The 25,015-nt window shown below is 55.8% G+C and carries 22 protein-coding genes and 5 tRNA genes; all 27 read left to right on the top strand.

Annotated features, from left to right (window positions below; translation table 11 throughout):
- Positions 1-22: 22 nt before the first annotated feature.
- Positions 23-823 carry a sulfite exporter TauE/SafE family protein gene (locus tag O3C79_RS00885; RefSeq protein ID WP_494384461.1) on the top strand — a complete coding sequence of 267 codons (801 nt, stop codon included), beginning with the start codon at positions 23-25 and terminating at the stop codon, positions 821-823.
- 6 nt (positions 824-829) lie between these two features.
- Positions 830-1,624, top strand: coding sequence for a prolipoprotein diacylglyceryl transferase (gene lgt, locus O3C79_RS00880; protein ID WP_494384460.1), 795 nt, complete (start codon positions 830-832; stop codon positions 1,622-1,624).
- Between the two features lie 219 nt (positions 1,625-1,843).
- Entirely contained in the window at positions 1,844-2,686 is an 843-nt protein-coding gene (locus tag O3C79_RS00875; RefSeq protein WP_494384459.1) for a thymidylate synthase, read from the top strand.
- A gap of 14 nt (positions 2,687-2,700) precedes the next feature.
- Positions 2,701-3,222 (top strand): dihydrofolate reductase, encoded by a 522-nt coding sequence (locus tag O3C79_RS00870; RefSeq protein WP_417534796.1) that lies wholly within the window; start codon positions 2,701-2,703, stop codon positions 3,220-3,222.
- A complete protein-coding gene (birA, locus tag O3C79_RS00865) occupies positions 3,212-4,177 on the top strand; it encodes a bifunctional biotin--[acetyl-CoA-carboxylase] ligase/biotin operon repressor BirA (RefSeq protein WP_494384458.1) in 966 nt (321 codons plus the stop codon). The genes O3C79_RS00870 and birA overlap by 11 nt, the downstream gene beginning before the upstream one ends.
- A complete protein-coding gene (locus O3C79_RS00860) occupies positions 4,152-4,889 on the top strand; it encodes a type III pantothenate kinase (RefSeq protein ID WP_494384457.1) in 738 nt (245 codons plus the stop codon). The genes birA and O3C79_RS00860 overlap by 26 nt, the downstream gene beginning before the upstream one ends.
- Entirely contained in the window at positions 4,804-5,526 is a 723-nt protein-coding gene (locus O3C79_RS00855; RefSeq protein WP_494385813.1) for a hypothetical protein, read from the top strand. The genes O3C79_RS00860 and O3C79_RS00855 overlap by 86 nt, the downstream gene beginning before the upstream one ends.
- Before the next feature lie 37 nt (positions 5,527-5,563).
- Positions 5,564-5,639, top strand: a tRNA-Thr gene (locus tag O3C79_RS00850).
- A 24-nt stretch (positions 5,640-5,663) separates the two neighbouring features.
- Positions 5,664-5,747: transfer RNA gene (locus O3C79_RS00845), tRNA-Tyr, on the top strand.
- Positions 5,748-5,758: 11 nt separating this feature from the next.
- Positions 5,759-5,833, top strand: a tRNA-Gly gene (locus O3C79_RS00840).
- Between the two features lie 24 nt (positions 5,834-5,857).
- A tRNA-Thr gene (locus O3C79_RS00835) sits at positions 5,858-5,932 on the top strand.
- 87 nt (positions 5,933-6,019) lie between these two features.
- Entirely contained in the window at positions 6,020-7,213 is a 1,194-nt protein-coding gene (gene tuf, locus O3C79_RS00830) for an elongation factor Tu (RefSeq protein ID WP_494384456.1), read from the top strand.
- A gap of 66 nt (positions 7,214-7,279) precedes the next feature.
- Positions 7,280-7,355, top strand: a tRNA-Trp gene (locus tag O3C79_RS00825).
- Between the two features lie 61 nt (positions 7,356-7,416).
- Positions 7,417-7,785 carry a preprotein translocase subunit SecE gene (gene secE, locus O3C79_RS00820; RefSeq protein WP_010325533.1) on the top strand — a complete coding sequence of 123 codons (369 nt, stop codon included), beginning with the start codon at positions 7,417-7,419 and terminating at the stop codon, positions 7,783-7,785.
- A 15-nt stretch (positions 7,786-7,800) separates the two neighbouring features.
- Positions 7,801-8,343 carry a transcription termination/antitermination protein NusG gene (gene nusG, locus O3C79_RS00815; protein ID WP_010325532.1) on the top strand — a complete coding sequence of 181 codons (543 nt, stop codon included), beginning with the start codon at positions 7,801-7,803 and terminating at the stop codon, positions 8,341-8,343.
- Positions 8,344-8,430: 87 nt separating this feature from the next.
- Entirely contained in the window at positions 8,431-8,865 is a 435-nt protein-coding gene (gene rplK / locus O3C79_RS00810) for a 50S ribosomal protein L11 (RefSeq protein WP_010325531.1), read from the top strand.
- The gene (gene rplA / locus O3C79_RS00805) at positions 8,865-9,560 is read left to right on the top strand and encodes a 50S ribosomal protein L1 (protein ID WP_010325530.1); all 696 of its coding nucleotides are present in this window, start codon (positions 8,865-8,867) and stop codon (positions 9,558-9,560) included. The genes rplK and rplA overlap by 1 nt, the downstream gene beginning before the upstream one ends.
- Before the next feature lie 217 nt (positions 9,561-9,777).
- The gene (gene rplJ / locus O3C79_RS00800) at positions 9,778-10,269 is read left to right on the top strand and encodes a 50S ribosomal protein L10 (protein WP_076464930.1); all 492 of its coding nucleotides are present in this window, start codon (positions 9,778-9,780) and stop codon (positions 10,267-10,269) included.
- Positions 10,270-10,339: 70 nt separating this feature from the next.
- On the top strand, positions 10,340-10,711 hold the full coding sequence (rplL, locus tag O3C79_RS00795) for a 50S ribosomal protein L7/L12 (RefSeq protein ID WP_076464927.1): 372 nt from the start codon (positions 10,340-10,342) through the stop codon (positions 10,709-10,711).
- A 177-nt stretch (positions 10,712-10,888) separates the two neighbouring features.
- Positions 10,889-14,989, top strand: a complete 4,101-nt coding sequence (gene rpoB, locus O3C79_RS00790; RefSeq protein ID WP_494384455.1) for a DNA-directed RNA polymerase subunit beta — start codon at positions 10,889-10,891, stop codon at positions 14,987-14,989.
- Between the two features lie 81 nt (positions 14,990-15,070).
- Positions 15,071-19,297, top strand: coding sequence for a DNA-directed RNA polymerase subunit beta' (rpoC, locus tag O3C79_RS00785; RefSeq protein ID WP_010325526.1), 4,227 nt, complete (start codon positions 15,071-15,073; stop codon positions 19,295-19,297).
- Positions 19,298-19,414: 117 nt separating this feature from the next.
- Positions 19,415-19,789, top strand: coding sequence for a 30S ribosomal protein S12 (gene rpsL / locus O3C79_RS00780; RefSeq protein WP_010325525.1), 375 nt, complete (start codon positions 19,415-19,417; stop codon positions 19,787-19,789).
- A 154-nt stretch (positions 19,790-19,943) separates the two neighbouring features.
- Positions 19,944-20,414 carry a 30S ribosomal protein S7 gene (rpsG, locus tag O3C79_RS00775; RefSeq protein WP_010325524.1) on the top strand — a complete coding sequence of 157 codons (471 nt, stop codon included), beginning with the start codon at positions 19,944-19,946 and terminating at the stop codon, positions 20,412-20,414.
- A gap of 19 nt (positions 20,415-20,433) precedes the next feature.
- Positions 20,434-22,527: an elongation factor G gene (gene fusA, locus O3C79_RS00770; RefSeq protein ID WP_494384454.1), complete on the top strand. Its 2,094-nt coding sequence runs from the start codon at positions 20,434-20,436 to the stop codon at positions 22,525-22,527.
- A 32-nt stretch (positions 22,528-22,559) separates the two neighbouring features.
- Complete coding sequence (gene tuf / locus O3C79_RS00765; protein WP_494384453.1) at positions 22,560-23,753, top strand: elongation factor Tu; 1,194 nt, start codon at positions 22,560-22,562, stop codon at positions 23,751-23,753.
- A gap of 198 nt (positions 23,754-23,951) precedes the next feature.
- On the top strand, positions 23,952-24,263 hold the full coding sequence (gene rpsJ, locus O3C79_RS00760) for a 30S ribosomal protein S10 (protein WP_010324105.1): 312 nt from the start codon (positions 23,952-23,954) through the stop codon (positions 24,261-24,263).
- Between the two features lie 111 nt (positions 24,264-24,374).
- Complete coding sequence (rplC, locus tag O3C79_RS00755) at positions 24,375-25,013, top strand: 50S ribosomal protein L3 (protein WP_010324104.1); 639 nt, start codon at positions 24,375-24,377, stop codon at positions 25,011-25,013.
- The last annotated feature ends 2 nt before the right edge of the window (positions 25,014-25,015 follow it).

Genomic DNA, 25,015 nt, shown 5'->3' with positions numbered 1-25,015 from the left:
TTCCTGTGCGGATGGAATTAGCATGTTAACAACTCTGCTCCTCTATGTGGTGCTGGGCGCGTTTGCGGGTGTAGTAGCCGGCCTGTTTGGTATCGGTGGCGGGCTGCTGATCGTGCCGGTGCTGATCTTCTCGTTTGAGCTACAGGGCGTATCGCCTGAAGTGCTGACGCATATGGCGGTTGCGACCTCGCTGGCAACCATCGTGGTCACTTCAATCAGTTCGGTGCGTGCGCATCACAAGCATGGTGCAGTACGTTGGGAATTGTTCAAGCCTCTTGCCATCGGCATTCTGGCGGGCGCGGTATTGGGTGTGAACACCGCTGTTCAGTTACCGGGTGGTGTACTGCAAATTGCGCTGGGGGTGTTTGCCCTGCTGGTTGCGGTGCAGATGGCACTGAACCTCAAGCCTGGTGCCGGTGACCAGACGCCTTCGCGTGTTGAGTTGGGTCTCTCGGGTGGCTTTATCGGCTGGGCGTCATCCATCTTCGGGATCGGTGGCGGTACCCTCAGCGTGCCTTACCTGAGCTGGCGCCGAGTGGTGATGCAGCAGGCAGTGGCAACCTCGGCTGCCTGCGGCCTTCCGATCGCTGTCATGGGGGGGCTGACCAATATTTGGGTGGGATGGGGGGAACCTGAGCTGCCGCAATGGAGTCTGGGGTATGTCTACCTGCCGGCATTTGCCGGTATTGTCCTGGCCAGCTCCTTCACTGCGCCCTTGGGTGCGCGCCTGGCCCACCGCTTGTCGCAGCCGATGTTGAAAAAGGTGTTTGCGGTGTTTCTGGTGGTGGTGGCCGGACGTTTTATTTTCTCCAACCTGGGATAAGTTTGCATGTGGGTACATGATATCGATCCGCTGGCGCTGGAACTGGGGCCGGTACAGATTCACTGGTACGGGCTGATGTACCTGATCGGCTTTGCCGCGGCCTGGTGGCTGGGTAATTATCGGGCGCGCAAGCCGGGCTCCGGCTGGACGGAGCAGCAGGTGTCCGATCTGGTGTTCTGGGGCGCCGTGGGTGTGATCCTGGGTGGTCGTGCCGGCTATGTGCTGTTCTACAACTTTGATTACTTCCTGCAGGACCCGCTCTGGCTGTTTGCGGTCTGGCAAGGTGGCATGTCGTTCCATGGCGGTCTCTTGGGTGTGCTGGTGGTGCTGGCGGTGTTTGCCCATCGCAACCGCAAGTCCTTCTTTGAAATCGGCGACTTTGTGGCGCCGTTGGTGCCCATTGGCCTGGGGGCGGGGCGTCTGGGTAACTTTATCGGCGGTGAGGTCTGGGGGCGTGCTACCGATGTGCCCTGGGCGGTGATCTTCCCTCGCGCGGGCGATAACCTGCCGCGCCACCCGTCACAACTGTATGAAATGCTGCTTGAGGGTGTTGTGCTGTTTGCGCTGCTCTGGTGGTACTCCGCCAAGCCGCGCCCGCGCATGGCTGTGTCGGGTCTCTTTTTGCTCGGCTATGGCAGTTTCCGCTCTCTGGTAGAGCTGGTACGTGAACCGGATGGGCATCTGGGCTTCATCGCCTTCGATTGGCTCACCATGGGCCAGCTGCTGTCCTTGCCAATGGTGGCGTTGGGCGCACTGTTGATCTGGCTGGCGTATCATCGACAGAACTCTGTGAGCGGATAAGAGCCGGCTTTAACGGCTTTGGCTGGCGTGGCAGGAGCTGGTCGCCACATTCCTCCTTCCCTGCGACCCGCTCTGCGCCATCCGTGGCTGCTCGACTGCCGCCATCCCTGGCGGCAGACGGTCGCAGGTAAGGAGTAATGCCGCACCCGGGCGCAGCTCTGGTCTCTGAGCTGAGTGAAGCATAGAATAAACCCTATTTGTTTTTAGAACGGGGCGGCTATGCGGCAGTATCTGGACCTGATGCAGGACATCATTGATAACGGAGTGGATAAGGGCGATCGCACGGGCACAGGTACACGCTCGCTGTTTGGGCGTCAGCTGCGCTTCGATCTGTCGGAAGGCTTTCCACTGCTGACCACCAAAAAAGTGCACCTCAAGTCGGTGATCTATGAGCTGCTCTGGTTTCTCTCCGGCAGCACCGATAACACCTGGTTGCAGGAGCGCGGCGTGCGGATCTGGAACGAATGGGCACTGGAAGACGGTGATCTGGGGCCGATCTACGGCAAGCAGTGGCGCTCATGGGCGTGCCCCGACGGTTCCACCATTGATCAGATCAGTCAGGTGGTGGAGCAGATCAAGCGTACGCCCAATTCGCGTCGTCTGATTGTGAGCGGCTGGAATCCGGCTGATCTGCCGGATGAGAGCATCAGCCCGCAGGATAATGTGCGCCAAGGCAAGGCAGCGCTGCCCCCTTGCCATACGCTGTTCCAGTTTTATGTGGCGAACGGCAAGTTGAGCTGTCAGCTGTATCAGCGCAGCGCCGACTACTTCCTCGGGGTGCCTTTCAATATCGCCTCCTATTCCCTGCTGACACACATGATTGCGCAGCAGTGCGATCTGGAGGTGGGTGATTTCGTTCACACCTTTGGTGATCTGCACCTCTATGCCAATCACTTGAACGATCCCGCCATTGTGCAGGAGCAGCTGTCGCGTGCGCCCAAAGCGCTGCCGCAGCTCAAGTTGCGTCGTCGTCCGGCGGACCTGTTCAGCTATGAATACGATGACTTTGAAGTGGTCGGGTATGACCCGGATCCGGTCATCCGTGCCCCTATTGCCATCTGAGATAAGGAGACAGCATGCGCCTGGCCATGATTGCGGCCCAGTCCCTCAATCGAGTGATTGGCATTAACAACAAATTGCCCTGGTATCTGCCGGGGGATCTCAAGTATTTCAAGCAGGTCACCCTGGGCAAACCTATCGTGATGGGACGCAAGACCTTCGAGTCCATCGGCAAACCTCTGCCCGGTCGCACCAATATCGTCATTACCCGTGATACCGAGTGGAATCATCCCGGTGTGCGCGTGGTGCACGGCCTGGACGAAGGGGTAGAGCTGGCCGAAAGTCTGGCGTTGATTGATGGCGTAGAAGAGACGGTTGTGATCGGTGGTGCGGAAATCTATGCACTCTGTCTGCCGCGTGCGGATCGCCTCTATCTGACACAGGTACATGCAGAAGTAGAGGGTGACGCCTTCTTCCCGCAGCTGGATGCAACTGAGTGGCAGGAAGTAGGGCGTGATGATTTCAAGGCGGAAGGGCCTAATCCCTATGATTACAGCTTTATCGTGATGGACCGCGCTGGAGCTGCTGATGCTGGATAAGCTGCTGCAGGTACTCGCCGATGGTGCCTTTCATTCCGGCAGTGCCATCGGACGTGAGCTGGGGATGAGTCGCAGTGCCGTCTGGAAGCACATGCGCCGCCTGGAAGAGCTGGGGGTTGAACTCTACAGCGTCAAGGGACGTGGCTACCGTATTCCGGGTGGGCTGGACCTGCTGGATGCCACCCGTCTGCAGGCGAGCCTGCAGGATATTCCGGGTTTGGCGGAGACGGAAGTGGTCACGGAAATCGACTCGACCAATGTGCGGGCGCTGGAGCGTTTGCAGCAGGGTGTGCCGGGCGGTTTGTATGTGGCGGAGTTCCAGCATGGCGGTCGTGGTCGTCGCGGGCGTCAATGGTTGAGTCCACTGGCGTCCAGCCTCTGCTTCAGTCTGGCCTGGCGCTTCAACTCCGGTGCGGCAGCGCTGGAGGGGCTGAGCCTGGCCGTGGGGGTTGCTTTGCAACGTGCCTTGCGGCGCCTTGACGTGCCGGATGTCTGTCTCAAGTGGCCCAATGACCTGTTGGTCGATCAGGCCAAGTTGTCCGGTATTTTGATTGAGTTGAGTGGCGATGCCGCCGGTGAGTGCCAGGTCGCCATCGGTGTGGGGTTGAATGTACGCCTGCCGGATGCTTTGCTGGAAGAGCTGGATCAGCCGGCAACGGATTTGAGTCGGCTGGGTTTTACCGGCAGTCGCACGGAGTTGCTGGCAGCATTGGTTGCTGAGCTAGTGACCGTGCTTGAGTCGTTTGAGCGGGGCGGGTTTGCTCCTTTGCGGCCGGACTGGGAGGCGGTAAATGCCTTTGCTGGACGCGAAGTACGGCTGACATCGGGTAGTCACAGCTACGAAGGCGTGTGTGTCGGGGTGACCGATCAGGGTGGTTTACGTTTGCAGACCGAGGCGGGGGAAGAAGTCTTCCATGGAGGAGAAATGAGTGTCCGTATCCACGAGCCGGCTTGAGCTGGATGCCGGTAATACCTTCATCAAATGGCGTTTGCGTCAGGCAGGTGTAACCCTGCAATCAGGGCGCTGGCTGACCGCTGAATTTAACGCAGACTGCCTGCGTCAATGCTCTCATTCTCCCGAATTTGTCTGGTTGGGCTCCGTTGCCGGGGCTGCATTGAATCAGCGGCTGACAGAGGCTGTGCGTGAATGCTGGGGTGTTGAGCTGCAGCAGGCGTTCACTCAGGCGCAATGTGCAGGGGTAAGCAACAGCTACTCGGATCCGAGCCGTATGGGGGTAGATCGCTGGCTGGCGATGCTGGCAGCCTGGCAGTATACACGGGGTGCCTGTTGTGTCGTCGATGCCGGCAGTGCAATTACCGTGGATGTACTGGATGACCGAGGGGAGCATCAGGGTGGCTATATCCTGCCGGGGTTGCGGCTGATGCAGACATCCCTGCTTGGGCGTACCGCCGAAATCAGGGTGGAGGATGCGCTTGAGCGTGTTGCCTTGAGCCCGGGACGCAGTACCGAGGAAGCTGTTTCACACGGCGCCCATCTGCTCATGCTGGCGCTGGCCGAGCGGGTTGATAAAGGATTGCCGGGTCAGAAGGGTTGCTTACCGGTATTGGTGACGGGCGGGGATGCCGAAGCGCTCCTGCCTTATCTGTCTCAGGCGCAACACCATCCAGACCTGGTACTGGATGGCTTGCAATGGACGCTGGGGTGAAATGATGTTGCGCTGGCTGGCTCTGCTGCTGTTATTGGGGAATGCATTGCTGCTGTTCTGGTATGGGCAGCAGCGGCAACTGGCAGAGCCGGCGCCTGAGGCGACACTGAAAAATCTGCACCTGCTGCATGAGCTCGATCGTTCGGCGCAGGTGCAACCCCGTGAATTGCAGTGCTATCGTTTGGGTGTGTTCATGTCGGAGTCGGAGCTGCAACGCGCGCGTAGCCTCCTGGCAGACAAGGGGTTTGTGATCGAGCGTCAGGATGCGCAATCAGCGGTGATTGGCTATCACCTTAGGGTGAGCGTGCCGGCTGACGCTGAAGCGCGTATCCAGTTACTGGATGAGCTGGCATTGGCCGGCTGGGTACCGCAAACGGATGCCGGTGATTTTGTGCTGGGGCCCTTTGTCGGAGGCGATGCTCAGCAGGCTGCGCGAACCGAACGGCAGGCATTGATGGCCGTGCTGGATGTGGATGTGCGACAGGTGCCGATTCCCGATCCGGATCCCGGTCATGATCTGCTTGTCAGCATTCCGGCGGGTGATGAACTGGACGATGTTTTGCGCCAGTTATTGCTATCCGGATGGCCGGGTATAAAAATTGAAAAAAAATCCTGCGAGGGGGTTGCACGCCCCTAATGGGATCAGTAAGATACGCACCACTTCGACAGGCAAGGCCGGTATAGCTCAGTTGGTAGAGCAACTGACTTGTAATCAGTAGGTCCGGGGTTCGACTCCTCGTGCCGGCACCATATCTGGAGAAGGTTTGAAAGGCTGGTGGGGTTCCCGAGTGGCCAAAGGGATCAGACTGTAAATCTGACGCGCAAGCTTCGGTGGTTCGAATCCACCTCCCACCACCATCTCCGTTTCAGCGGGTATGGTATAGTGGCTATTACCTCAGCCTTCCAAGCTGAAGAGGCGGGTTCGATTCCCGCTACCCGCTCCAAACGGGGCAAAGGAAACGCGTTATGCTCATGTAGCTCAGGGGTAGAGCACACCCTTGGTAAGGGTGAGGTCGGCGGTTCAAATCCGCCCATGAGCTCCAGTTTTGATGAAGGGTAGATATAGTGATATATCTACCCTTTGTTGTATTTGGCGTCTTTGAAAACGACTTGATCAGGTTGACCTTGCCATGGCTAAACAATCATTTGAACGTAACAAGCCCCACGTTAACGTTGGTACTATCGGCCACGTTGACCACGGTAAAACTACTCTGACTGCCGCACTGACTCGCGTATGTGCAGAAGTATGGGGCGGCGCTGCCGTTGCCTTCGACGGCATCGATAACGCTCCGGAAGAGCGTGAGCGTGGTATCACCATCTCTACTTCCCACGTAGAGTACGAATCTCCGACTCGTCACTACGCGCACGTAGACTGCCCGGGACACGCCGACTACGTTAAGAACATGATCACCGGTGCTGCCCAGATGGACGGCGCGATCCTGGTATGTTCTGCTGCTGACGGCCCCATGCCGCAGACGCGTGAGCACATCCTGCTGTCTCGTCAGGTTGGCGTACCGTACATCGTTGTGTTCCTGAACAAAGCAGACATGGTCGACGATGAAGAGCTGCTGGAACTGGTTGAGATGGAAGTTCGCGAACTTCTGGAAGAGTACGACTTCCCGGGTGATGACACTCCGATCATCGTAGGTTCTGCTCTGCAGGCCCTGAACGGTGAAGATCCGGAAGGTTTCGGTCAGGCTGCTGTCAAGAAGCTGGTTGAGACTCTGGACGAGTACATCCCTGAGCCGGAGCGTGCCGTTGATCAGCCGTTCCTGATGCCGATCGAGGACGTATTCTCTATCTCCGGTCGCGGTACCGTAGTAACCGGTCGTATCGAGCGTGGTATCCTGAACGTTGGTGACGAAATTGAAATCGTCGGCATCAAGGACACTACCAAGACTACCTGTACTGGTGTTGAGATGTTCCGCAAGCTGCTGGACCAGGGTCGTGCAGGCGAGAACGTTGGTGCGCTGCTGCGTGGTACCAAGCGTGACGAAGTTGAGCGTGGTCAGGTACTGGCCAAGCCGGCATCCATCACTCCGCACACTCAGTTCGAGGGCGAAGTTTACGTACTGAGCAAGGAAGAAGGCGGCCGTCATACTCCGTTCTTCAAAGGCTACCGTCCGCAGTTCTACTTCCGTACCACTGATATCACTGGTGCGTGTGAACTGCCGGAAGGCGTTGAAATGGTAATGCCGGGTGACAACATCCAGATGTCTGTTACCCTGATCAACCCGATCGCGATGGAAGAAGGTCTGCGCTTCGCCATCCGTGAAGGTGGTCGTACCGTGGGTGCCGGCGTGGTATCCAAGATTATCGAATAAAAATCGATAATTACCTGTTGCATACAGGTAGGGAGGCGCCTATAATGTGCCTCCCTGTTACGCAACAGGCCAGTGGCTCAATTGGCAGAGCAGCGGTCTCCAAAACCGCAGGTTGGGGGTTCGAGTCCCTCCTGGCCTGCCATCTTCAATCGAAGGTGGTGTCACATCAAAGCGCAAGCTTTTCAATTGCCGAGGCTCCTAGCGTGAACTCTAAAGTGACGTCCGAAGGATCTAAGCTCGATGGCCTGAAGTGGGTTGTCGTTGTAGCACTGGTTGCGGCCGGTGTGGTAGGAAACTCCGTGTTTGCAGGTGAGTCTTTGCTGTACCGTGTTTTGGCGCTGGTTGCGCTGGCACTGGTTGCGGGCTTTGTGGCGCTGCAGACAGCAAAAGGTAAGGCTTTCTTCCAGTTGTTCAAGGAAGCCAAGAATGAGATTCGCAGAGTGGTCTGGCCGACGCGTCAGGAGACCCTGCAAACAACCGCTATCGTAGTTTTGACTGTGCTGCTGGTCGGTCTGGCACTCTGGGGTCTTGATACCCTGTTGGGTTGGCTGGTGTCCGGCGCTATTGGTTAAGAGGTGTAAGTAAGCATGGACATGGACAAGAAGCGTTGGTATGTCGTGCATGCCTACTCCGGCTATGAAAAGCGCGTCATGAACAGCCTTAAGGAGCGGATCGAACTGCACAATATGCAGGATCTGTTCGGTGAAGTGCTGGTGCCGACTGAAGAAGTTGTTGAGATTCGTGACGGTAAAAAGCGCAAGTCAGAGCGCAAGTTTTACCCCGGTTACGTGTTGGTGAACATGGTCATGAATGATGAGACCTGGCACCTGGTGAAGAATACCCCGCGCGTAATGGGCTTTATCGGTGGTACCGCAGACAAGCCGGCCCCGATTACCAAAAAGGAAGCGGACGAGATTTTGCAGCGCGTCGAAAGTGGTGCAGACAAGCCGCGTCCCAAAACTGTTTTCGAACCCGGCGAGATGGTGCGCGTCATCGATGGTCCTTTTGCCGACTTCAACGGCGTTGTCGAAGAGGTCAACTACGAAAAGAACCGTCTGCAGGTGGCTGTGCTCATCTTCGGGCGCTCGACTCCGGTCGAGTTGGAATTTACTCAGGTCGAAAAGGGCTGAGTTTGGTAGCAAGGCCGCCGTCAGGCGGTTTTGCTGTTGTAAACATGGGGAGCCCTTGCGGCGTTTGAACCCATAAGGAGTAGCTTAATGGCTAAGAAAATCAATGCTTACATCAAGCTGCAGGTAAAAGCGGGTCAGGCTAACCCTAGTCCCCCCGTAGGTCCTGCTCTGGGTCAGCACGGTGTTAACATCATGGAGTTCTGTAAAGCGTTCAACGCACAGACTCAAGGTATGGAGCCGGGTCTGCCGGTGCCGGTTGTTATCACTGTATACAGCGACCGTAGCTTTACCTTTATCACCAAGACTCCGCCGGCGTCCATTCTGCTGAAAAAAGCAGCTGGTCTGAAGAGCGGTTCTTCTCGTCCGAACACTGAGAAAGTGGGTACTGTTACTCGCGCTCAGCTGGAAGAGATTGCAACAACCAAGATGCCGGATCTGACTGCGGCTGACATGGATGCGGCTGTTCGCACCATCGCTGGTAGCGCTCGCTCCATGGGTCTTGAAGTGGAGGGTGTAGAGTAATGGCTAAGCTGACCAAGCGCCAGAAGGCGATCCGTGAGAAGGTTGAGAGCGGCAAGCTTTACCCGCTGACAGATGCTGTTGCACTGCTGGGTGAGATCTCTTCAGTCAAGTTCACCGAGTCTGTTGACGTTGCTGTGAACCTGGGTGTTGATCCGCGTAAATCTGACCAGGTTGTACGTGGTTCCACCGTACTGCCGAACGGTACAGGCAAAGATGTACGTGTTGCTGTGTTTGCTCAGGGTGACAACGCTGAGAAAGCAAAAGCGGCAGGTGCTGACGTTGTTGGCTTTGAAGACCTTGCTGAACAGGTTAAAGCCGGCAACCTGGATTTTGACGTAGTGATTGCGACTCCTGACGCTATGCGTGTTGTCGGTCAGCTGGGTCAGATCCTGGGTCCGCGTGGCCTGATGCCGAACCCGAAAGTCGGTACCGTTACTCCGGACGTGACCACTGCAGTAAACAACGCCAAAGCAGGTCAGGTACGTTTCCGTACTGACAAGAACGGTATCGTTCACTGCTCCGTTGGCAAACTGGGCTTCGAAGGCAAGGCTATCCAGGAAAACCTGGAAGCACTGCTGGCGGACCTGAAGAAGCTGAAGCCGGCTTCTGCCAAGGGCGTTTACGTGAAGAAAGTGACCCTGTCCACTACCATGGGCCCGGGTCTGTCCGTTGATCAGAGCTCTCTGAGCTTCTAATCAGCGCAAAGGTTTTTTGAGGGTCTTCGTGACCTGTAATACAGAGGCGAAGGCCGTCAAAGACCGCAGGTGATGTTGTTACCTCGGTGGCGGCATCTTAATGGAAACACCAGCCTGCGCAGACGGTGAGATTCACGCGAATCAAAAACCACCGTACTCAGAAGCCCCGCAAGGGGTGGTTGGTAAACAGTCGAAAGACTAAATCCAGGAGTAAATCGTGGCATTAGGACTCGAAGACAAAAAAGCGATCGTCGCTGAAGTCCAGGAAGCTGCCAAGTCTGCTCTGTCTGCAGTAGTTGCCGATTCTCGCGGTGTAACTGTAGAAGACATGACTGCTCTGCGTAAAGAAGCCCGTGCAAACGGCGTATGGCTGAAAGTCGTACGTAACACTCTGGCTCGCCGCGCAGTTGAAGGCACTGACTACGCATGTCTGCAGGACAGCTTTGTCGGTCCGACCATCATCGCATTCTCCACCGAGCACCCGGGTGCCGGTGCGCGTATCCTCAAGGATTTCGCGAAAGATAACGAGCAGTTCGAACTGAAAACTGCTGCGTTTGAAGGTGAAGTGGTCGACATCGCCATGCTGGCAAGCCTGCCGACTTACGACGAAGCAATCGCCAAGCTGATGAGCGTTCTGAAAGAAGCATCTGCTGGCAAGCTGGTTCGTACTATTGCGGCTATTCGCGACCAGAAAGAGCAAGCTGCCTAAGACGTGTTCTTGGCGGTTTATTGAAAGTTTTAACGAGCTATCGCTCTACCCAATTATCAGGATTTGAATCATGTCTCTGACTCACGAAGATATCATCAACGCTGTTGCTGAAATGTCTGTAAAAGACGTTGTTGCTCTGATCGAAGCAATGGAAGAAAAATTCGGTGTTACCGCTGCTGCTGCTGTTGTGGCTGGCGCTGCTGGTGGCGACGCTGGTGCTGCTGAAGAACAGTCTGAGTTCGACGTTGTTCTGACCGCTGCTGGCGACAAGAAAGTTAACGTCATCAAGGCTGTTCGCGGCGCAACCGGTCTGGGCCTGAAAGAAGCCAAAGAACTGGTTGATGGCGCTCCGTCTACCATCAAGGAAGGCGCAGAAAAAGCTGAAGCTGAAGAGCTGAAGAAAGCTCTGGAAGAAGCTGGCGCGACTGTCGAACTGAAGTAATCGCGTTGATGCGCAAAAAGCGGCTTAAAACTGCTTAAAAAGCGTATGGCTGGTGGCGAAGCGCCACCGGCCTTTTTCCGTTATTTATAGACAGCAAATAAATAATGGCTACACAGCCCATCGCAGGCATGCGACGGACTGGCTTCTCAACCTGGGTGCAGATGCTGGGGAACACTGATGGCTTATTCATATACTGAGAAGAAACGCATTCGCAAGAATTTCGCAAAGTTGCGGCAGGTAATGGATGTGCCATACCTGTTGGCGACTCAGCTCGACTCCTATCGCCGCTTCCTGCAGGACGGCAGCGCTGGCGAGGGTCGTCGCGACGAGGGCTTGCACGCTGCGTTTAATTCCGTATTTCCAATTGTCTCTTACTCTGGCAACGCAGCCCTGGAGTACGCCGGCTACCGTCTGGGCGAACCCGTATTCGACGTGAAAGAGTGTCAACAGCGTGGTATCACCTACGCCGCACCTCTGCGCGTCAAAGTGCGTCTGGTGATCTATGATCGCGATTCATCTACCAAAGCGGTCAAGGACATCAAGGAGCAGGAAGTCTACATGGGCGAGATGCCCCTGATGACTGAAAACGGTACCTTCGTTGTTAACGGTACCGAACGTGTAATCGTATCTCAGCTGCACCGCTCTCCGGGTGTGTTCTTCGACCACGACAAGGGCAAGACACATTCTTCCGGCAAACTGCTGTACTCCGCGCGTATCATTCCTTACCGCGGTTCCTGGTTGGACTTCGAGTTCGATCCGAAAGACAGCCTGTTTGTCCGTATCGACCGTCGTCGTAAGCTGCCGGCAACTATTCTGCTGCGCGCGCTGGGCTACGAAGCTGAAGAAATTCTGGAAACCTTCTTCCACACCACTGGCTGGACGCTGGAAGGGGAAAACATCTGGATGGACCTGATTCCGGAACGTCTGCGTGGCGAGACCATGTCGTTCGAAATCAAGGATCCGGATGGCAATGTGATCGTGGAAGCGGGTCGTCGTATCACGCCGCGTCACATCCGTCAGATGGCCAAGGCCGGTATGCAGCAGCTGGACGTTCCGGCTGAATACCTGATCGGCAAGGCGCTGGCACGTAACCTGATGGACCCGACCACAGGTGAACTGATCGCCAACTGTAACGCCGAAATCACTGAAGAGATGATCGGCAAGATGCAGGTGCTGGGCATTGATCGCATCGAGACACTGTATACCAACGACCTGGATTGTGGTGCGTTTGTATCTGATACTCTGCGTATCGACCCGACCCGCAACCAGTTGGAAGCACTGGTCGAAATCTACCGCATGATGCGCCCGGGCGAGCCGCCCACCAAGGAATCTGCGGAAGCGCTGTTCGAGAACCTGTTCTTCTCTGACGAGCGTTATGACCTGTCAGCTGTAGGTCGCATGAAGTTCAACCGTCGCCTGGGTCGCGACGAAGTCACCGGTTCCGGCATCCTCGACAAGGATGACATCCTGGACGTGATGAAGACCCTGATCGACATCCGTAACGGTAAAGGCACCGTCGACGATATCGACCACCTGGGTAACCGTCGTATCCGTTCCGTTGGCGAAATGGCCGAGAACCAGTTCCGTGTCGGTCTGGTCCGTGTTGAGCGTGCAGTCCGTGAACGTCTGTCCATGGCCGAGTCCGACAACCTGATGCCGCAGGATCTGATCAATGCCAAGCCGGTGGCTGCAGCGATCAAGGAGTTCTTCGGTTCTTCTCAGCTGTCCCAGTTCATGGACCAGAACAACCCGCTGTCCGAGGTAACACACAAGCGTCGTGTATCTGCATTGGGCCCGGGTGGTTTGACCCGTGAGCGTGCCGGCTTTGAGGTGCGAGACGTACACCCGACTCACTACGGTCGTGTATGTCCGATCGAGACCCCTGAAGGTCCGAACATCGGTCTGATCAACTCGCTGGCAGTATTTGCACGCACCAACGATTACGGCTTCCTGGAAACGCCGTACCGTCGTGTTGTGGATGGCCAGGTAACTGACGATATCGACTACCTGTCCGCGATTGAAGAGAACAAGTACGTTATCGCCCAGGCCTCTGCGACCATGGATGATGACGGCCGTCTGACCGACGATCTGGTAACCGTGCGTCACTTGAACGAAACCACGGTAATGCCACCGGAGCGCGTACAGTACATGGACGTGTCCGCACGTCAGGTTGTATCTGTGGCTGCGTCTCTGATCCCGTTCCTGGAACACGATGACGCCAACCGCGCATTGATGGGTTCCAACATGCAGCGTCAGGCTGTACCGACACTGCGCGCAGAGAAGCCGCTGGTGGGTACCGGTATCGAGCGCAACGTGGCACAGGACTCCGGTGTGTGTGTGGTTGCCCGTCGTGGCGGTGTTATCGAGTCTGTCGATGCGGCGCGTATCGTCGTACGCGTCCATGATGACGAAGTACAGGCCGGTGAAGCGGGTGTAGATATCTACAACCTGACCAAATACGTGCGTTCCAACCAGAATACCTGCATCAACCAGCGTTCCATCGTGAACCCGGGTGAAACCGTGCAGCGTGGTGACGTCATGGCCGACGGTCCGTCTGTCGACCTAGGCGAACTGGCTCTGGGTCAGAACATGCGCATCGCGTTCATGCCGTGGAACGGCTACAACTTCGAGGACTCCATCCTCATCTCCGAGCGTGTGGTTCAGGAAGACCGTTTCACCACGATCCACATTCAGGAGCTGACCTGTGTAGCACGTGATACCAAGTTGGGTCCGGAAGAGATCACTTCCGATATTCCCAACGTGGGCGAGTCTGCGCTGGCGAAGCTGGATGAAGCTGGCATCGTGCATATCGGTGCTGAAGTGGGTCCGGGCGACATCCTGGTCGGCAAGGTAACACCCAAGGGTGAAACCCAGCTGACACCGGAAGAAAAACTGCTGCGTGCCATCTTCGGTGAGAAGGCGTCCGACGTTAAGGACACCTCTCTGCGCGTCAAGACCGGTACCGTTGGTAAGGTTATCGACGTTCAGGTCTTCACCCGTGACGGCGTACAGAAAGACGAGCGTGCACTGTCCATCGAGAAGTCCGAGCTGGATTCCATCCGCAAGGACCTCAATGAAGAGTTCCGCATTGTCGAGCAGGCAACCTTCGAGCGTCTGGGGCGCAAGCTGGTCGGTCTGAATGCTGAAGGTGGTGCTGGCCTGAAGAAAGGCGAAGCCATCACTGAAGACTTCCTGGCCGATCTGAAGAAGTCTGACTGGTTCAAGATCCGCGTCGCCGACGAAAGCGTCAGCGAAGAGCTGGAACTGGCCAAGAAGCAACTGGAAGAACGTCGCGCCAACCTCGACAAGCGCTTCGAAGACAAGAAGAGCAAGCTGCAGACCGGCGATGATCTGGCACCGGGCGTGCTGAAGATCGTCAAGGTGTACGTTGCCACCAAGCGTCGCGTACAGCCGGGTGACAAGATGGCAGGTCGTCACGGTAACAAGGGTGTTATCTCCGTGATCATGCCGGTTGAAGACATGCCGTACGACGCCCATGGCGAGCCGGTGGATATCGTCCTCAACCCGCTGGGTGTACCGTCCCGTATGAACGTGGGTCAGATCCTCGAGACTCACTTCGGTATGGCGGCAACAGGTCTGGGTCGCAAGGTAAATGCGCTGCTGGAACAGGAGCAGGCCAAGGCCGAGAAGGTCAAGGCACTGCGCGAATTCCTGGGACAGATCTACAATGATGATCACGGTGGTCTGACTGCCGGTCGTCAGGAAGATCTGGACAGCTTCAGCGATGACGACATTCTGGAACTGGCGGCTAACCTGCGTAAGGGTGTACCGCTGGCAACGCCGGTATTTGACGGTGCCAAAGAGAGCGAAATCAAGGCGCTGCTGCGTCTGGCAGATATGGACGACAGTGGTCAGTTCACCCTGTTCGACGGCCGCACCGGTGATCGCTTCGACCGTCAGGTAACCGTGGGTTACATGTACATGCTGAAGTTGAACCACCTGGTCGACGACAAGATGCACGCACGTTCCACTGGCTCCTACAGCCTGGTTACCCAGCAGCCGCTGGGTGGTAAGGCGCAGTTCGGTGGTCAGCGCTTCGGTGAGATGGAGGTCTGGGCACTGGAAGCCTACGGTGCCGCCTACACCTTGCAGGAAATGCTGACGGTCAAGTCGGACGACGTGAACGGTCGTACCAAGATGTACAAGAACATCGTGGATGGCGATCACCGTATGGAACCGGGCATGCCGGAATCGTTCAACGTGTTGATCAAGGAAATCCGCTCGCTCGGTATCGATATCGAGCTGGAAAGCGAATAAGTCCTGAATGATCACCAGCCGGGGCCTCTTGACGATTCGAGGGGCCTTCGGCGCAGAGAACTCCGCGAGGAGCTATAGACAATGAAAGATTTGCTGAATCTGCTGAAGAACCAGGGACAGTCCGAAGAGTTCGACTCTATTCGCGTATCCCTGGCGTCACCGGACATGATCCGTTCCTGGTCCTACGGTGAAGTTAAAAAGCCGGAAACCATCAACTACCGTACCTTCAAGCCGGAGCGTGACGGCCTGTTCTGTGCCAAGATCTTTGGCCCGGTGAAGGACTACGAGTGTCTGTGCGGCAAGTACAAGCGCATGAAACACCGTGGTGTCATCTGTGAGAAGTGTGGCGTTGAAGTGACCCAGACCAAAGTGCGCCGTGAGCGCATGGGGCACATCGAGCTGGCCTCTCCGGTTGCTCACATCTGGTTCCTGAAGTCACTGCCGTCCCGTATCGGCCTGATGCTGGATATGACCCTGCGTGATATCGAGCGTGTGCTGTACTTCGAATCCTTCGTCGTAATCGATCCGGGCATGACCACCCTTGAGCGTGGTCAGCTGCTGAACGACGAACAGTACTTCGAAGCACTGGAAGAATTTGGTGATGACTTCGACGCCCGTATGGGTGCTGAAGCGGTTAAGGAACTGCTGTCTTCCATCGAACTGGATGAAGAATGCCAGCAGCTGCGTGAAGAACTGCCGCAGACCAACTCCGAAACCAAGATCAAAAAGCTGTCCAAGCGCCTGAAGCTGCTGGAAGCCTTTCACAAGTCCGGCAATGATCCTGCCTGGATGATCATGGAAGTGCTGCCGGTTCTGCCGCCGGACCTGCGTCCGCTGGTACCGCTGGATGGTGGTCGTTTCGCGACTTCGGATCTGAATGATCTGTACCGCCGCGTAATCAACCGTAACAACCGTCTGAAGCGTCTGCTGGACCTGAACGCACCGGATATCATCGTGCGCAACGAGAAGCGCATGCTGCAGGAATCCGTCGATGCGCTGCTGGATAACGGCCGTCGCGGTCGTGCCATCACCGGTTCCAACAAGCGCCCGCTGAAATCCCTGGCTGACATGATCAAGGGTAAGCAGGGTCGTTTCCGTCAGAACCTGCTCGGTAAGCGTGTTGACTACTCCGGCCGTTCCGTAATCGTGGTAGGCCCGTACCTGCGTCTGCACCAGTGCGGTCTGCCCAAGAAAATGGCGCTGGAGCTGTTCAAGCCGTTCATCTTCTCCAAGCTGGAGCTGCGTGGTCACGCGACTACCATCAAGGCTGCCAAGAAGATGGTTGAGCGTGAAGAGCCGCTGGTATGGGATATCCTCGACGAAGTGATTCGTGAGCACCCGGTTCTGCTTAACCGTGCACCGACACTGCACCGTCTGGGTATCCAGGCATTTGAGCCGGTACTGATCGAAGGTAAGGCGATCCAGCTGCACCCGCTGGTGTGTGCTGCGTACAACGCCGACTTTGACGGTGACCAGATGGCAGTACACGTACCGCTGACCCTGGAAGCCCAGCTCGAAGCCCGTGCCCTGATGATGTCCACCAACAACATCCTGTCACCGGCCAACGGCGAACCGATCATCGTACCGTCTCAGGACGTGGTACTGGGTCTGTACTACATGACGCGTGAGCGCGTGAATGCCAAGGGTGAAGGCATGGTCTTCTCCGACATTCGCGAAGTTCAGCGTGCTCATGGCGCCGGTCAGGTTCACCTGCAGGCACGTATCAAGGTACGTATCCCTGAAGTGATCCGTGACATCGAAGGTAATGTTGAAGAGCGCTATGGCCTTCAGGACACCACTGTCGGCCGTGCCATGCTGTTCGATATCGTACCTGATGGCCTGCCGTTCTCCCTGGTTGACCAGGCGATGAAGAAGAAGGCGATTTCTCGCCTGCTGAACGAGGCTTACCGTCGCTGCGGTCTTAAAGATACCGTTATCTTTGCCGACCAGCTGATGTACATGGGCTTCCGTCAGGCGACCATGTCTGGTGCCTCTATCGGTGTGAACGACTTCGAGATCCCGGCCGAGAAGGTCAACATCATCGCTGAAGCTGATGCGGAAGTGAAAGAGATTGAACGTCAGTTCGCCGACGGCCTGGTAACTCAGGGCGAGAAGTACAACAAGGTTATCGATATCTGGTCCCGCGCCAACGAACTGCTGGCGAAGAAGATGATGGACAACCTGAAGGTTGAAACCGTCGTCAATGCCGATGGCGAAGAAGTCGAGCAGGAATCCTTCAACTCCGTTTACATGATGGCCGACTCCGGTGCGCGTGGTAGTGCCGCCCAGATTCGTCAGTTGTCCGGTATGCGTGGTCTGATGGCGAAGCCGGATGGCTCCATCATCGAGACGCCGATCGTGGCCAACTTCCGTGAAGGTCTGAACGTACTCCAGTACTTCATCTCGACCCACGGTGCTCGTAAGGGTCTGGCGGATACCGCATTGAAGACGGCGAACTCCGGTTACCTGACACGTCGTCTGGTAGACGTGGCTCAGGACGTGGTTATCACCGAAGAAGACTGTGGTACCGAGCGCGGCGTAGTGGTTCAGCCGATGATCGAGGGTGGCGACGTAATCGTAACCCTGGGTGAGCGTGTGCTGGGTCGTGTTGTAGCCGAAGACGTGCTCAACCCGTCCGAGACCGAGACCCTGATTCCGGCCGGTACCCTGATCGATGAAGCCTGGGTACACCGTCTGGAAAATGACGAAGACTACAGCGGTATCGACGAGATTCTGGTGCGCTCTGCGATCACCTGTGAATCCCAGCACGGTATCTGCTCCAACTGTTACGGCCGCGACCTGGGTCGTGGACACCTGGTCAACCGTGGTGAAGCGGTCGGCGTTATCGCTGCCCAGTCCATCGGTGAGCCGGGTACACAGCTGACCATGCGTACCTTCCACATCGGTGGTGCGGCATCTCGAGCTGCAGCTGTAGACAGCATTCAGGTCAAGAACGGCGGTGAAATCCGTCTGCACAACCTGAAGTATGTAGAGCGTACGGATGGCAACCTGGTTGCGACCTCCCGTTCCGGTGAAGTCGGTGTGACCGACGAACACGGTCGTGAGCGTGAGCGCTACAAGCTGCCGTACGGTGCCCTGATCAAGGTACGTGATGGTTCCAAGGTTGATGCCGGTGCCGTCGTTGCCAACTGGGACCCGCATACTCACCCGATCGTCACCGAGGTGGCAGGTAAGGTTGAATTCGCGGGCATGGAAGATGGTATTACCATCAAGCGTCAGACAGATGAGCTGACCGGTCTGTCCACTATCGAGATTCTGGATGCCAAGGATCGTCCTGCCGCTGGCAAGGATATCCGTCCGATGATCAAGCTGGTGGATGCCAACGGTAACGATGTCTTCCACCCGGGTACCGAAATGCCTGCGCAGTACCTGCTGCCGGCTAAAGCGATCGTTAACCTGAACGACCGTGCCGAGGTACAGATCGGTGACATCCTGGCGCGTATTCCGCAGGAAGGCTCGGTCAACAAGGACATCACCGGTGGTCTGCCGCGCGTAGCGGACCTGTTTGAAGCACGTAAGCCGAAAGAGTCTGCCGTACTGGCAGAGATCTCCGGTGCCGTCAGCTTCGGCAAGGAAACCAAGGGCAAGCGTCGTATCGTGCTGAGCCCGACCGATGGTGCTGATCCGTATGAGATCATGATCCAGAAGTGGCGTAACCTGAACGTGTTCGAAGGCGAAACCGTGGAGAAGGGTGAAGTCCTGTCCGACGGTCCGTCCAACGCACACGACATCCTGCGCATTTTGGGTGTGGAAGAGCTGGCCAAGTACATCGTCAGCGAGATCCAGGAGGTTTACCGCCTCCAGGGTGTAGCCATCAACGACAAGCACATCGAAGTTATTGTGCGTCAGATGCTGCGCAAGGCCGAGATTCTGGATGCCGGCGATTCCCAGTTCATCCCGGGTGACCAGGTTGAATACCAGGCAATCGTTGAAGAAAACCAGCGTCTGGAAGCCGAAGGCAAGATCCCGTGCAAGTTCGAACGTGTGCTGCTGGGTATCACCAAGGCCTCCCTGGCAACCGAGTCCTTCATCTCCGCGGCCTCCTTCCAGGAGACAACTCGCGTACTGACCGAAGGTGCGGTAACCGGCAAGCAGGACTTCCTGCGTGGTCTGAAAGAAAACGTTGTTGTGGGTCGTCTGATTCCGGCTGGTACCGGTTTGGCATACCACAGCGAACGCAAGCGTAAACGTCAGTCGGCGACTGAAAGTGTCAGCGTGAGTGCCGAAGAGGTACAGCAGGCGCTGACCGAGGCTCTGAACGCCTCCATGTCGCCAGACGCTGAGTAATTATTGCTCAAAAATTGACGTATGGGGCCGGAATTGATTAAAATTCCGGCCCTTTCGTGCTGGATATAGAATCCGGCGTTAAATGGTGCTTAAAAACCAATCGTGGAGTTTGCTTAAATGGCAACAATCAACCAGTTGGTACGCAAGCCGCGTAAGCGCAAGGTACAGCAGAGCGACGTTCGTGCGCTTCAGGCATGTCCGCAGCGTCGCGGTGTATGTACCCGTGTTTATACGACTACTCCGAAGAAGCCGAACTCGGCTCTGCGTAAAGTATGTCGTGTGCGTCTGACCAACGGCTTCGAAGTGTCTTCCTACATCGGTGGTGAAGGCCACAACCTGCAGGAACACTCCGTAGTACTGATCCGTGGCGGTCGAGTAAAAGACCTTCCGGGTGTGCGTTACCACACTGTTCGTGGTTCTCTGGACTGCTCCGGTGTTAACGACCGTAAACAGGGTCGTTCCAAGTACGGTACCAAGCGTCCTAAGTCCTAATCCCGTCGCTCCGACGGTGAAGCTGTTCCAGCCGGTGGCCATCTAGGGTTACGCAGCTGTTAAAGCAAGACCGAAAGACGATAAGAGTAAGGGCGGATGTGAATACATACCGCATTATCCTGAAGACCTTAAACATTTTTTAGAGGGCTTATCCATGCCAAGAAGACGCGTCGCTGCGAAGCGCGAAATCCTGCCGGATCCTAAATTCGGTAACATTACACTGGCAAAATTCATCAACCACCTGATGGTGCACGGCAAGAAGTCTGTTGCTGAACGTATCGTATACGGTGCGATGGATAAAGTTGAAGAACGCACCAAGCAGGATCCGCTGGAGCTGTTCGAAAAAGCACTGGAAACAGTACAGCCGATGGTTGAGGTTAAATCTCGCCGTGTAGGTGGTGCTACCTACCAGGTACCTGTTGAAGTACGTCCCTCTCGTCGTATGGCTCTGGCCATGCGCTGGCTCGTAGATGCTGCTCGTAAGCGTGGTGAAAAATCCATGGCTCTGCGTCTCGCCGGTGAGTTGGTTGACGCTTCTGAAGGACGTGGTGCTGCTGTCAAGAAACGTGAAGACGTGCATCGTATGGCTGAAGCCAACAAGGCTTTTGCTCACTATCGCTTCTAAATTTCAGAGGAATTGAGTCGTGGCTCGTAAAACTCCTATCGAGCGCTACCGTAATATCGGTATTTGTGCTCACGTAGACGCCGGCAAGACCACAACCACTGAGCGTGTTCTGTTCTACACAGGTCTGTCTCACAAGATCGGTGAAGTACATGACGGTGCTGCTACCATGGACTGGATGGAACAGGAGCAGGAGCGTGGTATCACTATCACCTCTGCTGCTACCACCTGTTTCTGGCAGGGCATGAACCAGCAGTTCCAGGAACACCGTGTCAACATCATCGACACCCCGGGGCACGTTGACTTCACTATCGAAGTAGAACGTTCTCTGCGTGTACTGGACGGCGCTGTTGTTGTTCTGTGTGCCTCTTCAGGCGTACAGCCGCAGACCGAGACTGTTTGGCGTCAGGCGAACAAGTACGAAGTTCCTCGCATGGTATTCGTCAACAAGATGGACCGTGCCGGCGCTGACTTCTTCATGGTTGTAGATCAGCTGAAGAAGCGTCTGGGTGCTTTCCCGGTTCCGATCAACATCCCGATCGGTGCTGAAGACGAATTCAAGGGCGTTGTCGACCTGATCCGCATGAAGGCTATCATGTGGAACGAAGAAGACCACGGCATGACCTATGAGCTGGAAGATATTCCGGCTGATCTGCAGGCTAAAGCTGAAGAGCTGCGCGAGCAGCTGGTTGAAGCCGCTGCAGAAGCGTCTGAAGAGCTGATGGAAAAATACCTTGAAGAAGGTGAACTCAGCGAAGACGAAATCAAGTCTGGTCTGCGTGCCCGCACCCTGAACAACGAAATCATCCTGATGCTGGCTGGTTCTGCGTTCAAGAACAAGGGTGTTCAGGCAATGCTGGACGCGGTTATCGAATACCTGCCGTCCCCGACTGAAGTTAAGGCGATCGAAGGTACTCTGGATGATGCGGCTGAAACCGTAGCAACCCGAGAAGCTGACGACAACGCTCCGTTCGCGGCGCTGGCATTCAAGATCGCGACTGACCCGTTCGTAGGTACTCTGACCTTCGTACGTGTTTACTCCGGTGTTCTGAACTCTGGTGACAGCGTTTACAACTCTGTTAAGCAGAAGAAAGAGCGTGTCGGCCGTATGGTGCAGATGCACTCCAACAGCCGTGAAGAGATCAAGGAAGTGCTGGCAGGCGATATCGCCGCACTGATCGGTCTGAAGGATGTTACTACCGGTGATACTCTGTGTAGCCTGGATGACAAAATCGTCCTGGAACGCATGGAATTCCCGGATCCGGTAATCTCCGTTGCGGTTGAGCCGAAGTCCAAGGCTGACCAGGAAAAAATGGGTGTTGCACTGGGCAAGCTGGCTCAGGAAGACCCGTCTTTCCGCGTTGAAACCGACGAAGAAACCGGTCAGACCATCATCTCCGGTATGGGTGAGCTGCACCTGGATATCATCGTTGACCGCATGAAGCGCGAGTTCAAGGTTGAAGCCAACATCGGTAAGCCTCAGGTTGCCTACCGTGAGCGTATCCGTCAGGCAGTTGTTGCAAACCACAAGTTTGCACGTCAGTCCGGTGGTCGTGGTCAGTACGGTCACGTTGTGATCGAATTTACCCCGAGCGAAGACGAAGGTCTGGAGTTCGTGAACGAAATCGTAGGTGGTGCTATTCCGAAGGAATACATCCCGGCGGTTCAGAAAGGTATCGAAGAGCAGATGAAGAACGGTGTTATCGCCGGCTATCCGCTCATCGGTCTGAAGGCACGTCTGTACGACGGTTCCTTCCACGAAGTTGACTCCAACGAGATGGCGTTTAAAATCGCGGCATCCCAGGCGCTCAAAAAGTATGCAATGGAAGCCAATCCTTGCCTGCTCGAGCCGATGATGAAGGTCGAAGTTGTTACCCCTGAAGAGTACATGGGTGACGTAATGGGTGACCTGAACCGTCGTCGTGGCCTGGTACAGGGTATGGAAGACAGCTCTTCCGGCAAGGTCATCAACGCTGAAGTACCGCTGGGTGAAATGTTCGGTTACGCTACCGACCTGCGCTCCGCGTCTCAGGGTCGTGCGACCTATTCTATGGAGTTCCAGGGTTATTCCGAAGCTCCGCAGAATGTTGCTGATGCCGTTATCAAACAGAACTGATAAGCCAAATACTGAATCAAGAGGATTTAATCGTGGCTAAACAATCATTTGAACGCAACAAGCCCCACGTTAACGTTGGTACTATCGGCCACGTTGACCACGGTAAAACTACTCTGACTGCCGCACTGACTCGCGTATGTGCAGAAGTATGGGGCGGCGCTGCCGTTGCCTTCGACGGCATCGATAACGCTCCGGAAGAGCGTGAGCGTGGTATCACCATCTCTACTTCCCACGTAGAGTACGAATCTCCGACTCGTCACTACGCGCACGTAGACTGCCCGGGACACGCTGACTACGTTAAGAACATGATCACCGGTGCTGCCCAGATGGACGGCGCGATCCTGGTATGTTCTGCTGCTGACGGCCCCATGCCGCAGACACGTGAGCACATCCTGCTGTCTCGTCAGGTTGGCGTACCGTACATCGTTGTGTTCCTGAACAAAGCGGACATGGTCGACGACGAAGAGCTGCTGGAACTGGTTGAGATGGAAGTTCGCGAACTTCTGGAAGAGTACGACTTCCCGGGTGACGACACTCCGATCATCGTGGGTTCTGCTCTGCAGGCGCTGAACGGTGAAGATCCGGAAAACTTCGGCCAGGCTGCTGTTAAGAAGCTGGTTGAGACTCTGGACGAGTACATCCCTGAGCCGGAGCGTGCCGTTGATCAGCCGTTCCTGATGCCGATCGAGGACGTATTCTCTATCTCCGGTCGTGGTACCGTAGTAACCGGTCGTATCGAGCGTGGTATCCTGAACGTTGGTGACGAAATCGAAATCGTCGGCATCAAGGACACTACCAAGACTACCTGTACTGGTGTTGAGATGTTCCGTAAGCTGCTGGACCAGGGTCGTGCAGGCGAGAACGTTGGTGCGCTGCTGCGTGGTACCAAGCGTGACGAAGTTGAGCGTGGTCAGGTACTGGCCAAGCCGGCATCCATCACTCCGCACACTCAGTTCGAAGGCGAAGTTTACGTACTGAGCAAGGAAGAAGGCGGCCGTCATACTCCGTTCTTCAAAGGCTACCGTCCGCAGTTCTACTTCCGTACCACTGATATCACTGGTGCGTGTGAACTGCCGGAAGGCGTTGAAATGGTAATGCCGGGTGACAACATCCAGATGTCTGTTACCCTGATCAACCCGATCGCGATGGAAGAAGGTCTGCGCTTCGCCATCCGTGAAGGTGGTCGTACCGTCGGCGCTGGCGTTGTATCCAAAATCATCGCGTAATCTGCGTGTTTGATTGATTAAAAAAGCCCTCTTCGGAGGGCTTTTTTTGTGCCTGGCTGTCAGTTAACAAAGAAAGTTGGTTAAAAAGTAAACTTTCAGTTGACGCTGCAGGCACCTCTGAGTAAAATTTGCGTCCCCTTCATCCGAGGGGAGGTCGGCTATTGCCGTAAAAAAACTTACAGGAAATGCGTGATCAGAATGCAGAACCAAAAAATCAGAATTCGTCTGAAGGCTTTTGATCATCGCCTGATCGACTCGTCCGCTCTGGAGATCGTTGAGACTGCCAAGCGTACAGGTGCTCAGGTGCGTGGTCCGATCCCACTTCCTACTCGCAAAGAGCGTTACACCGTTCTGATCTCTCCGCACGTTAACAAAGACGCGCGTGATCAGTACGAAATTCGTACGCACAAGCGTGTTCTGGACATCGTTGAGCCGACAGAAAAAACTGTCGACGCACTGATGAAGCTGGATCTCGCTGCGGGTGTTGAAGTGCAGATCAGCCTCGGCTAATACGCACTGCGCAGAATTATTCAATTAATGAAGCGCTATTTGTGGAATGCGCCTGAAAAGGGCAGCCATAGCGGGTGACAGCCCCGTACACAACTGGCAAGAGGTAAAAACATGTCTGTAGGACTTATCGGACGTAAAGCGGGTATGACCCGTGTCTTCACAGAAGATGGCGTGTCCGTGCCAGTCACCGTCATCGAGATGGAACCGAACCGTGTAACCAACGTCAAGACTGTCGAAAAAGACGGTTACGCTGCGGTACAGGTGACTACTGGTAGCAAAAAGGCTAACCGCCTGAGCAAGCCGGAAGCAGGTCACTTTGCCAAGGCTGGCGTAGAAGCCGGTCGCGGTTTGTGGGAGTTCCGTGTGAATGGTGACGAGGAAATCAACGTCGGCGACGCGCTGACAGTTGAGCGCTTCGAAGCAGGTCAGAAGATCGACGTTACGGGTCAATCCAAAGGTAAAGGTTTCCAGGGTGGCGTTAAGCGCTGGAACTTCTCTACCCAGGATATGACTCACGGTAACTCTATCTCTCACCGTGCTCCGGGTTCCATTGGTCAGTGCCAGACCCCGGGTCGTGTCTTTAAAGGTAAAAAGATGGCCGGTCACATGGGTGCCGAGCGTTGCACAGTACAGACTCTGGAAGTCGTACGTGTTGATGCTGAGCGTAACCTGCTGATCGTCAAGGGAGCAATCCCGGGCGCCACTGGCGGCGATGTCATCGTTAAACCTGCTGTTAAAGCACGCGCCTAAGG

It is taken from the genome of Marinobacterium sp. NO-S09 (assembly GCF_059179545.1).
The sequence above is the reverse complement of the archived record's forward strand: the minus strand, read 5'-3'. Positions and strand labels throughout refer to the sequence as shown.

What these genes read in the sequence shown, in the direction of transcription:
- O3C79_RS00885 (WP_494384461.1), top strand. Translation starts at nt 23, where the DNA reads ATGTTAACAACTCTGCTCCTCTATGTGGTGCTGGGCGCGTTTGCGGGT.
- lgt (WP_494384460.1), top strand. Translation starts at nt 830, where the DNA reads ATGTGGGTACATGATATCGATCCGCTGGCGCTGGAACTGGGGCCGGTA.
- O3C79_RS00875 (WP_494384459.1), top strand. Translation starts at nt 1,844, where the DNA reads ATGCGGCAGTATCTGGACCTGATGCAGGACATCATTGATAACGGAGTG.
- O3C79_RS00870 (WP_417534796.1), top strand. Translation starts at nt 2,701, where the DNA reads ATGCGCCTGGCCATGATTGCGGCCCAGTCCCTCAATCGAGTGATTGGC.
- birA (WP_494384458.1), top strand. Translation starts at nt 3,212, where the DNA reads ATGCTGGATAAGCTGCTGCAGGTACTCGCCGATGGTGCCTTTCATTCC.
- O3C79_RS00855 (WP_494385813.1), top strand. Translation starts at nt 4,804, where the DNA reads ATGCCGAAGCGCTCCTGCCTTATCTGTCTCAGGCGCAACACCATCCAG.
- tuf (WP_494384456.1), top strand. Translation starts at nt 6,020, where the DNA reads ATGGCTAAACAATCATTTGAACGTAACAAGCCCCACGTTAACGTTGGT.
- nusG (WP_010325532.1), top strand. Translation starts at nt 7,801, where the DNA reads ATGGACATGGACAAGAAGCGTTGGTATGTCGTGCATGCCTACTCCGGC.
- rplK (WP_010325531.1), top strand. Translation starts at nt 8,431, where the DNA reads ATGGCTAAGAAAATCAATGCTTACATCAAGCTGCAGGTAAAAGCGGGT.
- rplA (WP_010325530.1), top strand. Translation starts at nt 8,865, where the DNA reads ATGGCTAAGCTGACCAAGCGCCAGAAGGCGATCCGTGAGAAGGTTGAG.
- rplL (WP_076464927.1), top strand. Translation starts at nt 10,340, where the DNA reads ATGTCTCTGACTCACGAAGATATCATCAACGCTGTTGCTGAAATGTCT.
- rpoB (WP_494384455.1), top strand. Translation starts at nt 10,889, where the DNA reads ATGGCTTATTCATATACTGAGAAGAAACGCATTCGCAAGAATTTCGCA.
- rpoC (WP_010325526.1), top strand. Translation starts at nt 15,071, where the DNA reads ATGAAAGATTTGCTGAATCTGCTGAAGAACCAGGGACAGTCCGAAGAG.
- rpsL (WP_010325525.1), top strand. Translation starts at nt 19,415, where the DNA reads ATGGCAACAATCAACCAGTTGGTACGCAAGCCGCGTAAGCGCAAGGTA.
- rpsG (WP_010325524.1), top strand. Translation starts at nt 19,944, where the DNA reads ATGCCAAGAAGACGCGTCGCTGCGAAGCGCGAAATCCTGCCGGATCCT.
- rpsJ (WP_010324105.1), top strand. Translation starts at nt 23,952, where the DNA reads ATGCAGAACCAAAAAATCAGAATTCGTCTGAAGGCTTTTGATCATCGC.
- rplC (WP_010324104.1), top strand. Translation starts at nt 24,375, where the DNA reads ATGTCTGTAGGACTTATCGGACGTAAAGCGGGTATGACCCGTGTCTTC.